General features: G+C 43.6%; 8 protein-coding genes. 6 read left to right on the top strand and 2 right to left on the bottom strand.

What is annotated here, in order from left to right; genetic code table 11:
- The first annotated feature begins 73 nt into the window (after nucleotides 1-73).
- The 4 genes from NDI35_RS11595 to NDI35_RS11580 all read left to right on the top strand — a co-directional run bounded on the left by NDI35_RS11595 (nucleotide 74) and on the right by NDI35_RS11580 (nucleotide 7,976).
- Complete coding sequence (locus tag NDI35_RS11595; protein ID WP_445312867.1) at nucleotides 74-5,524, top strand: AAA family ATPase; 5,451 nt, start codon at nucleotides 74-76, stop codon at nucleotides 5,522-5,524.
- Between the two features lie 156 nt (nucleotides 5,525-5,680).
- Nucleotides 5,681-6,916 carry an adenylate/guanylate cyclase domain-containing protein gene (locus NDI35_RS11590; protein ID WP_445312866.1) on the top strand — a complete coding sequence of 412 codons (1,236 nt, stop codon included), beginning with the start codon at nucleotides 5,681-5,683 and terminating at the stop codon, nucleotides 6,914-6,916.
- 31 nt (nucleotides 6,917-6,947) lie between these two features.
- The gene (locus NDI35_RS11585) at nucleotides 6,948-7,556 is read left to right on the top strand and encodes a slr1658 family protein (protein WP_445312865.1); all 609 of its coding nucleotides are present in this window, start codon (nucleotides 6,948-6,950) and stop codon (nucleotides 7,554-7,556) included.
- 66 nt (nucleotides 7,557-7,622) lie between these two features.
- Entirely contained in the window at nucleotides 7,623-7,976 is a 354-nt protein-coding gene (locus tag NDI35_RS11580; protein WP_445312864.1) for a slr1659 superfamily regulator, read from the top strand.
- 154 nt (nucleotides 7,977-8,130) lie between these two features.
- Here NDI35_RS11580 and NDI35_RS11575 read toward each other — a convergent pair whose 3' ends face one another.
- Together NDI35_RS11575 and NDI35_RS11570 are read right to left on the bottom strand one after the other, a co-directional pair.
- Nucleotides 8,131-9,612, bottom strand: a complete 1,482-nt coding sequence (locus tag NDI35_RS11575; RefSeq protein ID WP_445312863.1) for an ATP-binding protein — start codon at nucleotides 9,610-9,612, stop codon at nucleotides 8,131-8,133.
- A 129-nt stretch (nucleotides 9,613-9,741) separates the two neighbouring features.
- Nucleotides 9,742-10,572 carry an alpha/beta fold hydrolase gene (locus NDI35_RS11570; protein WP_445312862.1) on the bottom strand — a complete coding sequence of 277 codons (831 nt, stop codon included), beginning with the start codon at nucleotides 10,570-10,572 and terminating at the stop codon, nucleotides 9,742-9,744.
- A 158-nt stretch (nucleotides 10,573-10,730) separates the two neighbouring features.
- On the opposite strand from NDI35_RS11570, the gene NDI35_RS11565 reads away from it, so the two are divergent.
- Together NDI35_RS11565 and NDI35_RS11560 are read left to right on the top strand one after the other, a co-directional pair.
- On the top strand, nucleotides 10,731-10,931 hold the full coding sequence (locus NDI35_RS11565; RefSeq protein WP_006634481.1) for a hypothetical protein: 201 nt from the start codon (nucleotides 10,731-10,733) through the stop codon (nucleotides 10,929-10,931).
- A 167-nt stretch (nucleotides 10,932-11,098) separates the two neighbouring features.
- Complete coding sequence (locus NDI35_RS11560; RefSeq protein WP_445312861.1) at nucleotides 11,099-12,997, top strand: BamA/TamA family outer membrane protein; 1,899 nt, start codon at nucleotides 11,099-11,101, stop codon at nucleotides 12,995-12,997.
- Nucleotides 12,998-13,308: the final 311 nt, after the last annotated feature.

Genomic DNA, 13,308 nt, shown 5'->3' with positions numbered 1-13,308 from the left:
CTGAAACCATTGCCCCCAATTGCATCGCTCCATCGATTTGTGCCCTGTTCCTTCAATATGTAATATAGCAACTATGACCCTGATCTCAATTCCGGGCTACCGGGCGATCGAAGAACTCTACTCTGGCCCCAGAACCTCGGTTTTTCGAGGTTTTTCTGAATCAGACAATCAACCCGTCGTCATCAAACTGCTCAAATCTGAGTATCCGACTTTCAGCGAACTGGTGCAGTTTCGCAATCAGTACACCATTGCCAAAAATATTGAAAATTCCGGTATTGTCAAACACTTAAGTTTGGAAGTATACCGTAACGGTTTTGCCTTAGTGATGGAGGATTTTGGGGGAATTTCTCTAGCAGAATACATCACCAATGATGCTGGCAACCTCAAAGACAAAGTTAGCAATAACATAGAAAAATTTTTACAGATTGCTATTAAAATGTGTTCTTGTTTAGAAGCAATATATAACAGTCAAGTTATTCACAAAGATATCAAACCCCAGAACATTATAATTAACCCTAAAACTCAAGAACTTAAAATAATAGACTTTAGTATTTCCTCGCTTTTGCCTCGCGAAAATCCAGAAATTAAAAACCCCAACATCTTAGAAGGGACATTAGCTTATATGTCTCCCGAACAAACTGGAAGAATGAATCGTGGGATTGACTACCGCACCGATTTTTACTCGCTAGGAGTAACTTTTTACGAACTGTTGACAGGACAATTGCCATTCCAATCTAACGAGCCGATGGAATTGGTTCACTCTCACATTGCTCGCCAGCCAATTCACCCCATAGCCCTCAATCCTGCCATCCCCCAAGTATTGAATGACATAGTGCTCAAACTGATGGCGAAAACAGCGGAAGCACGCTATCAAACAGTTGGTGGCATCAAACACGATTTAGAAAAATGTTTAAAAGAATACTCAGATCATGGCACTATTCAATTGTTTGAATTAGGCAGCAGAGACATTTCCGAACGCTTTGTCATTCCCGAAAAACTTTACGGCAGAGAAACCGAAGTTTCGGCCCTATTAGCAGCCTTCCACCGCGTCGCCTGTCCCCAAGAAAATTCCGCAGCCGCCGATTTGGAGGTTTCCCCTAGTAGCAGCCGAGAGCCTCAGAAACTCCCCCGTACAGCTACTACCGAAATCATGTTGGTAGCAGGCTTTTCCGGGATTGGCAAAACCGCTGTGGTTAACGAAGTTCACAAACCAATTGTCCAGCAGCGGGGATACTTTATCAAAGGGAAATTCGACCAATTCAGGCGCGATATTCCCTTCTCAGCATGGGTGCAAGCTTTGCAAAGTTTCCTGCAGCAATTACTGACAGAAAGTGTTACTCAAGTTCAGCAGTGGCAAGCCCGAATCTTGTCCGCTTTAGGCGATAATGCTCAGGTAATTATTGATGTTATCCCAGAATTAGAACTGCTAATTGGCAAGCAACCTGCTGTCCAGGAATTAGAACCCAGTCCTGCACAAAATCGCTTCAATCTGTTATTTCAAAAGTTCATTCGTGTCTTTGCTACCAAAAATCACCCCTTAGTGATCTTCTTAGATGATTTGCAATGGGCAGATTCAGCATCTCTCAAGCTAATGCAATTGTTGATCGGGGAATCAGAGGCTCAACATTTGCTGCTAATTGGCGCTTATCGAGATAATGAAGTTTCCAGCGTTCATCCATTAATGCTGACTTTATCAGAGATTCGCAATCTACCAAATCGCAGTATCGATCGCCCAGCCCCTATAATTAATCAAATTACTCTCGCGCCACTTTCAAAAATCGACTTAAATCGTCTAGTTGCTGATGCTTTAAGCTGTCCCCTGAATCGCTCGCTTTCTTTAACCGAATTGATTTTTCAAAAAACTAAAGGCAATCCTTTTTTTAGCAATCAATTCCTCAAAAAGCTGCATGAAGATAAGTTAATTTATTTTGATTTTACCCCGTTGGATGGGGGAGAAAGGGGTGGTTGGCAGTGCGATATTACTAAAATTAGAGAATTGGCAGTCAGCGATGATGTCGTCGAATTTATGGCGAATCAATTGCAAAGATTGCCGCTAAATACTCAAAATATTTTAAAACTAGCTGCTTGTATTGGCAGTCAATTTGATTTAGAAACCTTAGCAGTTGTTTATGAAAAATCTCAAATAGACACTGCGGCTGATTTATGGAAAGCATTGCAAGAAGGTCTAATTTTACCGCAAAGTGAAGTTTACAAATTTTTTGCAGATGATGGGGAGTCTGCACCATTAGCTGTTGCCGATTGTCAATTGGCCAGTTACAAATTTTTGCACGATCGCGTTCAACAAGCTTCTTATTCTTTGATTCCCGATGAGGCCAAACAGTCAACTCACCTAAAAATTGGCAGATTGTTGTTGAGTAATACCCCAGAACATGAAAAAGAAGATCGGATATTTGATATTGTCAACCACTTGAATATTGGAGTGGAATTAATTGTCGATCGCACCGAAAAAAATCAACTAGCTTCCTTGAATTTAATTGCGGGACGTAAAGCTAAAACTTCTACAGCTTATGCTGCTGCTGTGGATTATTTAACTATCGGCAGAAACCTGCTAGCAGATGATAGCTGGACAAATTTATACGACTTGACGATCGATCTTTATGTAGAAGCGGTTGAAGCCGAATATTTGAATACCAATTTCGATTTGTCGCACCAACTTGCGGAAATAGTTCTATGTCGAGCGCACAATCTCCTCGATCAATTCAGAGTTTACGAAGCGCAAATTCAGTCTTATATTGCTCAAAATCAGATGAAATCGGCAGTAGATACTGGATTGCAAGTTTTGGGAATGCTGGGTGTTTCTTTGGAAACAGAACTTCCCGCTACAGTAGAGATATCTGCCTTAGCTAATTTGCCTCAAATTAATAATCCTTATAAAATTGCTGCTTTGAGGATTTTATGTGCGATCGCTTCTGCCGCTTATCTAGCTAGTCCAGAAATTTACCCAGCCGTTGTGTTTACAATGGCACATATTTGTAGCAAATATGGGAACTCTGCACCGGCTAGTTATGTCTATGCTTGTTGCAGTTTAATCTGTGAAGTAATGGGAGAAATTGAATTAGGCTATCAATACGGCCAACTATCTTTGCAGGTATTAGATAAATTCCCATCCCAAGAATTTCACTCGAAAGTGGTGATGGTGTACAATGCTTGCGTGAGACATTGGAAAGAACCCAGTCGAGCGAGCATATCGTCTTTGGTATCAGCAGTCCAAAGCGGTTTAGAAACTGGCGATATCGAGTATGCTTGCTATTCGGCTATGTATCTTTGCATCTACAGCTTTTTTAGCGGTGAAGACTTAAGCTCTGTAGATAAAAAATACGAGCAATATCTCGAGATGATGCTGAATTCCAAACAAGAATATCAGACTTATTATACTAAAATCTGGCGACAACTTACATTAAACTTAAAAGGATTAGCTGAGGACAATTGTCGGTTAGTTGGCGATAGTTTTAATGAAGATGAAATGTTGCCTGTTTTGCTGGCAGCAAATAATGTCTCTTCCATCTTTGGGGTTTATTTTGCTAAATTGGTTGTAAATTATTTGTTTGGCGATCGCGATCGGGCTGTGGAAAATGCCCAGCTAGCAGAACAATATGCCGCGGGTGTCGGCTCGTTGATGATGGTTCCCCAGTACAATTTTTACCATTCCCTCGCCCTCGTGGCACTGTATCCCCATGCTGATTCGATCGCTCAAGAACAATACTTGAACCAAGTTGCAGCCAATCAGGAAAAAATGCAAACTTGGGCATTCCATGCACCGATGAATTATCAGCACAAGTATGACTTAGTAGCCGCAGAAATAGCACGAATATTGGGACACAGGCTCGAAGCAATGGATTTGTACGATCGCGCCATTGCTAGGGCAAAAGAAAACCAATACCTGCAAGAAGAAGCACTCGCAGGCGAATTGGCAGCTAAATTCTACCTTGAATTAGGCAAAGATAAAATTGCCCGCGTCTATCTAACGGACGCTTACTACGCTTATGCTCGCTGGGGAAGTCAAGCAAAAATTCATGATTTAGAACAAAAATATCCCCAATTACTCAGCCAGATTCTCGAACAAAAAATAAGTGTGTATGCGGGAGATACAATCGCTCAAACTATAGTCGGACCCCTCACCTCTACTGGCAATAATATTGGCAATATGCTGGATTTGGCAACAGTTATTAAAGCTTCTCAAGCCATATCGGGAGAAATAAACGTCGAGGAATTGCTATCAACTTTGATCCAAATTTTGACGCAAAATGCGGGTGCCTCAAAAGGCTCTATCATCTTAGAAAGATCCGGCAAATTATCGATTGTTGCTAAATACTTAGACGAGCGCTGCTATTTACCCAATATTCCCCTTTCTCAAAGTCAAAATCTTCCCATCACTGCCATTAACTACGTCTGGCGTACCAGAGAAACCTTGGTAATTAATGATATTGCTACTGAAAATATCTTTGCGGCCGACCCCTACATTATTAAGCAACAACCTAAATCTGTATTGTGTACTCCCATCGTTAACCAAGGTAAAGCGATCGGCATTTTGTACTTAGAAAATAGTCTCGCCCCAGGTGCATTTACTCCTGACAGATTGGAAGTCTTAAAAATTCTCTCTTCCCAAGCAGCTATTTCGCTGGAGAATGCTCTGCTATATCAAACTCTAGAAGATAAAGTGGAAGAACGTACCGCCCAACTAGCCCAAGCGAATCAGGCAATTTCTGCCCTCAACCAACGCCTCAAAACCGAAAATCTGCGGATGAGTGCCGAACTCGATATCCTCAAACAAATGCAGCAGTTAATTCTGCCCAAACCTGCGGAATTAGCTGCAATTGCAGACTTAGATATCGCTGGCTTTATGGAACCAGCAGATGAAGTTGGTGGCGATTACTACGACGTACTTTGTACTGAGGGGGTGGTTACGCTCTGCATTGGTGATGTCACCGGACACGGACTAGAAAGCGGGATTTTGATGGTAATGACTCAAGCTGCTGTTCGCGCTTTGAAAGAAGTTCAAGAAATAGACCCGGTTCGCTTTTTAGATACCCTTAACCGCACTATTTATAAAAATATCCAGCGGATGAACTCGGACAAAAACCTGAGCCTAGCCCTCCTTAATTACGCAGACAGTAAAGTTAGTATTAGCGGTCAACACGAGGAAACTCTTGTAGTCAGAAGAGGCGGTAAAATTGAGCGTATTAATATGATGGATTTAGGATTTCCCATCGGCTTAGATGAGGATATTTCCGATTGGATTAGCCATGTTTTAGTAGACTTAGAGCCGGGGGACGGGGTGGTGCTTTATACTGACGGCATCCCCGAAGCTAGAAATATGCACAAAAAATTCTACGGTATCGAAAGACTCTGTGAAGTGGTTTCTCAAAACTGGCATTTGAGCGCCGAACAAATCAAGGAAGCCACCATCGCTGATTTGCGAAAATTTATTGGAGAACAAAAGGTATTTGATGACATTACTTTGCTAGTATTGAAGCAACAGGGAAATATTGTGCATAATTTATGAGTGACGGTCGTCAACCCGGTTTCTACGGGGGGTCTTGGATTTAATGGTCAAGCATCGAAGCAGAAACAGGATTTCGAGTTCCACGCCTGTAAGTTATAATAATTTACAACGAGGAAGTCAAACAATTTTGCGCTTCCAGATTCGGAAGTATAAATTATGAAACCACAAATAAATTTAGCACCATCTAAATCTCCAGAAGAACTCCATAACCAGCTACAGGAGTTGAGGGAAAAACTTGAGGAAGTAGAGGATGAAAAAAACAGCTATGAAACCTTAGTAGAAATTGTCACACAACACTCCACGGATCTGGAAAACCAGATCCGTCATAAAAACCGAGAGATGCAGACCTACATCGAGCAGGTAAAAAAGGTTATAGATGCAGCTATTGCTGTAAAAAACAATAGCTTTCAACCCCAGATATTGTCAGATGTGGCAGCGCGCAGTGATGCACTGGGAGAACTGGCACAGGTATTTTCCCATATGGTGCAAACGGTGAAAGCGCGGGAACAAGAATTAGAGAAACTTTTGCAGGCTTACGGACGTTTCGTTCCCGATGAATTTCTCCAATTTCTCGGCAAGCAGAGCATGGTTGATTTCCAGCTTGGAGATCACGTGAGCAAAGAGATGGCAATTATGTTTTCCGATATGCGTTCGTTCACCACGATGGCGGAGCAAATGACTCCTCAAGAAAACTTTGACTTCATCAATAACTATTTACAGCAAATTAGTCCCGAAATTCGTAAGCACAACGGTTTTATTGTCAAGTATATTGGAGATGGAGTCATGGCAGTTTTTCCTGAGGGCGTTGATGATGCTATTCAGGCAGGAATTGTGAAATTGGAGCAGTTGCATAAATACAATCAAAGCCGTAAAATAAATGGGGATATACCGCTGAAGATTGGCATTGGTATCCATGTGGGTGATACGATGGTTGGGATTATTGGTGACGCAAATCGGATGCAAGCAGATGCGCTCTCAGATCATGTCAATCTCACCGCTCGTCTGGAAGGTTTGACTAAGTATTATGGCGTATCTTTATTAATTTCTGGAGATGTGGTACAACGTTTGAGTCAACCCGAAAAGTATCATATCCGTTTTTTGGATCGGGCTATTGTCAAAGGTAGACAAGAAGCCATTTCAGTTTGTGAGGTGTTAGATGTTGAAGTAGAACCAGTGCGATCGCTCAAAATTCAAACTTTGCCTATATTTGAGGAGGGGCTCCAAGAATATTGTCAGGGGAATTTTGCTAAGGCCATAGTTTGTTTTGAACAGATAGTAGCCCTAAATCCAGATGACAAGCCCAGTCAACTTTACCTAAAACGCATCCAATCGCTGTTAGTAAATAGTATTCCTGCTAACTGGAATGGCGTGTGGAAATTCACCCAGAAGTGACATTAATACATCAATTAGAGGGAGAAAAATCATGACATCTGGAAGCTTAAAAACAATGACACAAATCTTTGGAGAATTCATTGAAGAATTTCCTCCTGAACACGACTCCCTAGAACTTACATTTACCCCCAGTTCTCGCCCCATCAAACAGCGCTGGCGCAACAACCGCCTTTCAGCTCATTTTGTAGCCGATTATTTGTCTAGCTTTCTACCGGTGGATGAGGAGGATGCTAGGAGCGAGAAACGGATCAAAGAAAGCAAGGGAGCTGTGAGCTACGTAGCCAACGAACTGTTAGAAAATGCGATAAAATTTAATAAGGATGATATTAATTACAAAGTCAAATTTGGCATACACTTTATTGGTGAAACAGAGGTGACGGCGGTAATTTTTGCCAGTAATAGTGTCAATCCAGAAGGGGCTAAGAAGTTGAGGGAGTTTATTGGAGAAATTCTCGATTCCGATCCAAATGAACTTTATTTGCAGCAGCTTGAAAAGAATGCGGAAGCTGAAAGCGATACCTCGGGATTGGGATTGCTGACGATGATTAATGACTATTCAGCTAAGATAGGTTGGAAATTCGATCGCAGACCAGATAGTGATACCATCATTGTTACGACTGTGGTTCAAATTATGGTCTAGTTTCTAGCATTTCCATATTTACTCTCTTGTGCGATCGCAATATTTTACTCAGGAAACAAAATCACAATGGGCATTCAAGAAATTAAAGGTGAAGATTACAGTATTCAGTACGATCCCGAATCAATCACACTCACTTTCCAAGGCGAACTTAGCCTGAGTGGCCCTCCAGAGTATGCACCCATAGCCGAATTGTTAGATGAGGTCGCCAATGGCGAACCTCCTACTATTACCTTAAACCTAAAACAATTGGAATTTGTTAACAGTTCTGGTATCAGTATGCTGTCTAAATTTGTGATTAGCGTCAGGAAAAAGAAAACGATTCAACTTTTGGTATTGGGTTCAAATGATATTCCTTGGCAACAGAAATCTCTCAGAAATTTAGAAAAGCTGTTGCCAACTTTGAAGCTGGAATTAGCGTAGGATATGTGTAAATTTTAATTGCAGTTAACACAGGCGGGACGCCCGTGCCACACACAGTTAACACAGGCGAGACGCCCGTGCCACACACAGTTAACACAGGCGGGACGCCCGTGCCACAGTTAACATAGATAAATTTGGATGATTAGTAAATTGCTTAAGTTTGCTGGATCGGCAGTTCAATGATAAACTCGGTTCCCTTGCAGGGTTCCGACTCGCACCGAAGCGATCCTCGGTGATTTTCTACTAAGATTTTGTAGACAATAGACAATCCTAAACCGGTACCTTTACCGATTTCCTTGGTGGTGAAAAACTGCTCGAACATTCGTTCTTTTATCTCTGGTGTCATTCCAGTTCCCGTGTCAGCAATCCGCACTCTCACGCGATCGGGCCCCGCTAATTCTGTGGTGATAAAAATTTTTAGCGCAGCATAGGGCTGATTTTGTGATACTTCGTCCAAAGCATCGATCGCGTTGGTAATTAGATTCATAAATACTTGATTTAGCTGTCCTGAATAACACTCTACAAGAGGCAATTTTCCATAATTTTTAACTACTTGAATGTCGCGACGGTCTATTTGAGAATTGAGACGGTTTCGCAAAATTAACACGGTGCTGTCAATGCTGTCGTGCAAATCGCACATGGTCATGTGACTGTTATCGGTTCGCGAAAAGTTGCCCATAGATTTGACAATTTCGCGAATGCGATTGGAACCCATTTGCATTGAAGAGATAACTTTAGGCAAGTCTTCAACTAGAAAACCAAGATCTATCTCTTCGATTTTAGCTGTGATTTCGGGACAGGGATTGGGATAGCATTCTTGATAGAGACACAGCAGGTTCAACAAATCTTGAGTATAAATTGCGGCATGGCTCAAGTTGCCGTAAATAAAACTAACTGGGTTATTAATTTCGTGGACGATACTAGCCATTAGCGCCCCCAGCGAAGACATTTTTTCGCTGTGGAGGAGTTGAGCTTGAGTTTGTTTTAGTTCGCAAAGTGCGCGATCGAGCTGGGCGGCTTGAGCTTCCGCTTTCGAGGTAGCAGCACAACTTTCTTGATAAAGTTCAACCTGTTTAAGGTCGATTTCAAATTGTTCGATTTCGCTTTCTTGCTGGTATTGACTCACCACGGCATCGAAAGCTTCTAGCAAGTCGCCGCCCGCTGCTTCGACAATGTACAGCAGGTGCGGGTTTTCCAGCATGAGTTCGGCATCAGGAACTTGCACCAGTGCTTTTATTCGATCGATATATGCGCGCACTTGTTTGTCTAAATACAGTGGCGGCTCAAAATACATTGCCTTGAGGGCGGGTGAAGGGGGACTCACTAAGTTGACGCTGCTGCCAATATTAATTAAGTCGCGGTGCGATTTTTCCATAAGCTCGATCGCCTCTAACAAATTCCCCCGCAGTTTGGATCTTTCTACCCCATTCTGAGAGCAAACTAACCTCATGCAAAAAAAAGCCGTTCGTTGGGAAAGCATTCGCTGGCGGCCGCTGATGTTAATTACCGCAGCACTAATTTTTCTGGCAGTCGTAATTTCTTCCAGATTAAAGTAGTTGCTCAGTGCTGCCATTGGTAATACCCCCGACTCAACTAAATGTCTGTAGCTCCTGCTGACACAAGATTTAAGAGCCATAAAAATAATTGTACAAGACACTAATCAATATATTCTGTATTTCCTAATAAAGTAGTATACTAAAACACAATTATTTTCAATTGGTGGCTTATCACAATTTTTATGATTCGGCTTATTGCACAGTTTTTCTTAACTATTCAAAAATTTACAAGTCAACTTCGCCATAATTTGAGCTTGAGTTTGCGGCAACCCGTGAGCCGCATTGGGAATAATTACTAACTCTGCCCCCGGTATCTCCTTAGCGTAGGTTTCACAGTGCCATAAAGGAATTGTTTCGTCGCTATCTGCTGCGATAACTAAGGTAGGAATTTGCAATTGGTGAATTTCTTTTTCTACTGTATCAACTGCGTCTTCCGGTCGCATCCGACTCATTAAAAATGACCTTGCTACTGGTTGAGACATTAACTCCCTGCGCCACCCGGAAATTTGCTGCAATTTCTCACTTTTTCCAGCTAAACTCGCAAAAGGTTTTGCCAAGTGCAAGGCCCAATCAACGGCTGGGGTTTCCCACAGCAGCGGCCGCAAAGCATCGTATTGACCGCAAAAACTGTCGTCCCGAATTCCGGCTGGTGCTGCTAACACTAAACTGCTAACAGAATTAGGATATTTGAGGGAATATGCAGATGCTACCCAACCGCCAAAAGAATGTCCGATGATGCAGCAGGGTTCGATATTTAGTTGTTCTACAACTTGCCGGACAAAATCAACTTCTACAGCTACGTCATAGCGGATTTCTGGTTTACTGGATTCTCCAAAACCCAACATATCTAAACTGATGCACCGAAACTGAGATTGCAATAACTCAATTAATGGCAGCCAGCAAGTCTTTTCTCCGAAGAAACCGTGCAGCATCAATAAGGGTCTGCCGCACCCGATGTCGAGGTAGGCGGCTGTTTGGGGGGTGCTATTGACAAATGTACTTAATGTGTGCTTGTGTCCTACAAGGGCTTGAGACTGCATGGGGATCGACTCCTGATAGGTAAGAAATTTTTGTAAATAATTGTAACAAAAAAGCAGTCCAAACGTTAAACTTCATTACGGAGTACACACTTAGAAATAGACCATGATATTCTCTATGATTATTAGAAAATTCTACAAACTCAAAGCAGGAGAACACTTTGAACTCTACTTTAAAACAGTACCCGGCTTGCTCTCTTCGCGAAGATGTCAGTGAGTACGTAGCACACCTACAGCTTCACATGACGTTACAAGCTCGCAACTTGCTCCCTACCATTACCACCGCTAAGGATAGTCGCGAACAACTGTTGCAGCAGACTCAGGCTCATTTTGAGAAACGAGTTTCTCGCCAAGCTATTTAAACAAATTTTCGGTTTCCCCAATTTACGATCGCCCGCGATCGAACTTTCCCAAATTTCAGCATCCCAGAAACCCGGTATCTTCAAAAATACCGGGTTTCTTTTCGGCTAATTATGCAGGGGGCCCGGTTTTGGGTAATATGCGTTGGGTGTGCTTGAATTTTATTTTTATGCGAATTCCGATTATTGCATTTTTGACTTTGGCTGCGCTGGCTGGCGGCGAATTGGCAGCGCGGGCGATCGATCCGAGTGCCACACCGACTGAGGCGGAGTTTAGAGAGGGAACCGCAGAGGCGCAGAGGACGCAGAGAGAGGAGGATGAGGTCATTGGTGACAACTTAACGTCAAACCGACCATCTCTGTTGTTTGTAGCGAAGTCTAGATCCCCCCTAACCCCCCTTAATAAGGGGGGGACAAGAAATATGCTCAAAGTGGGTCTTATTAAGGGGGATTTAGGGGGATCTAGACTCGATGACAAGCGACATTTGTTATCGGTTCCAGTCTTAAATAGTCACCAATCGGATGAGGTGAACCCAACTGTGCGGGATTTGCCGGCATCGGATGAGCTCGCAGCTTCTCCAGAAGTACGCGCGGCGCAGCTATCCCCTAGGGAATCTCTCTCTCTCAAGTCCAGCCACAATAAAGATTTTACATCTCTGTTAAAAACTCCGGCGACGATCGCGGCCAACGCCGAAATCCCCGAAGCCGTAAACAGCAACGCCCGACAGCTAGGCGGTACTCTACACATCACTCAAGCGGGCAATGCTGAGGGTGTTTACGTTGCAGAGGTGAAAATTCGCTTTGTCAATTCCCGAGGCGAAGCTGTTGATAAAAAAGGGAATCCGGTTGAGGGCAGAATTTCGGAAGATTTTATCCGAGGCGAACTCAAACTCAAGGCGGGGGATAACTACAGCCGGGAAGTTGTACGATCGGACTTGCAGCAGTTGCAGCAATTGGGATTGTTTGACAAGGTTACGGTTTCGATCGAAGAAGTTGGGACGGATGTTAATGTAATCTACAACGTTCAAGAGCGATCTGCTCGCTCTTTTAGCGTGAGTGCGAGTCTTAGTGATGATGTTGGCGTTGCTGTTCCTCTTTCCTATACCGATCGAACTTTCGGAACAACCCCGCAGCGGCTGGCGGTGGAACTTCAGCCCAGCCTCCGAGGTATCCAGTACGATGTCCAGTTTGTCAGCCCTTACGTTGCCGCCGAAGACCGTTTGGGATACAGTGTGAGAGCTTTTGGCGATCGCAGAATATCGGAAATTTTCAACAAAGATATTGATTTGCCCAACGGGAACCGAGTTCGGGAAATTCGGAGGGGCGGAAATCTCAGGTTTACCAGACCTTTGGGCGATTGGCAATCGACTTTGGGGCTCAATTATACAAATATCAGTACGCGCGATCGCAACTTAAATATCGCCCGCCGCGACGAACTCGGCAATCCTCTCACATTCAGCGGCAGCGGCGTTGACGAGTTATACACTGTTTCTTTGGGTGCGATGCTCGATCGGCGGGACAATCCCTTCAACCCCACCAGCGGCTCGATTCTCAGCCTCAGCACCGAGCAGTCGATACCTCTGGGTCGAGGGAACATTGTGAGTAACCGGCTCTTGGCAAATTATATACAGTATGTGCCAGTAAGTTTGTTGGGCATCAGCGAGTCCGAAGCCTTGCCCGAAATGCTGGCTTTTAACTTGCAAGCGGGGACGGTAATCGGGGATTTGCCACCAACGGAAGCTTTTCGCCTCGGCGGCCGCAATTCTGTGCGGGGTTACGATAGCGGGGATATTGGCAGTGGCCGGAGTTATTTTTTAGCTTCCGGCGAATATCGGTTTCCTGTGGGTCAGGATGTCGGCGGCGTGATATTTGTTGATTTTGCGTCGGATTTGGGCACAGGAGATAGTGTACTCGGAAAACCGGCGGTAGTCAGGGACAAACCGGGGACTGGGGCGGGTGTTGGGGTGGGTGTAAGGGTGCGATCGTCCTTTGGATTAATTCGCTTAGATGTGGGTGTTAGCGACTCTGGCGACCTCAAATTTATACTCGGTACAAAGCAGCGATTTTAACAATAGTGCAACAGATCAGTTAACCCACAGTCTGAAATAGATTTTGTGCGACGAAATTGCCGCCAAAGCCGTTGGCAGAGAATCATCAACCCTATCGGCCTCGGCTGGGGGGTGTCGGTGATTGCTGCTAAGGATTGGGCGAGTTGTCGATCGAATAATTGAGTTTGATTTCTTTCCTCAACCCAACCTCCCAAGTTTGTAGTAGTAATCGAAATTGAGTGAAATACAGCACCTCGGTAAGGACACAACAATGTTGTATCCCTACTGTGTGGTAGACAATTGACAATTGCTATATTTATTTATGCTCGTAA

Origin of the sequence: Microcoleus vaginatus FACHB-2002, assembly GCF_040004035.1 — a bacterium.
Taxonomy (GTDB): domain Bacteria; phylum Cyanobacteriota; class Cyanobacteriia; order Cyanobacteriales; family Microcoleaceae; genus Microcoleus; species Microcoleus vaginatus_C.
Note: the sequence above shows the minus strand (reverse complement) of the source record. Positions and strands in the feature narration are given on the sequence as shown.

Excerpts from the sequence above, each read along its gene's own strand:
- NDI35_RS11595 (WP_445312867.1), top strand. The coding sequence starts at position 74 with ATGACCCTGATCTCAATTCCGGGCTACCGGGCGATCGAAGAACTCTAC.
- NDI35_RS11590 (WP_445312866.1), top strand. The coding sequence starts at position 5,681 with ATGAAACCACAAATAAATTTAGCACCATCTAAATCTCCAGAAGAACTC.
- NDI35_RS11585 (WP_445312865.1), top strand. The coding sequence starts at position 6,948 with ATGACATCTGGAAGCTTAAAAACAATGACACAAATCTTTGGAGAATTC.
- NDI35_RS11580 (WP_445312864.1), top strand. The coding sequence starts at position 7,623 with ATGGGCATTCAAGAAATTAAAGGTGAAGATTACAGTATTCAGTACGAT.
- NDI35_RS11575 (WP_445312863.1), bottom strand. The coding sequence starts at position 9,612 with ATGGCTCTTAAATCTTGTGTCAGCAGGAGCTACAGACATTTAGTTGAG.
- NDI35_RS11570 (WP_445312862.1), bottom strand. The coding sequence starts at position 10,572 with ATGCAGTCTCAAGCCCTTGTAGGACACAAGCACACATTAAGTACATTT.
- NDI35_RS11560 (WP_445312861.1), top strand. The coding sequence starts at position 11,099 with ATGCGAATTCCGATTATTGCATTTTTGACTTTGGCTGCGCTGGCTGGC.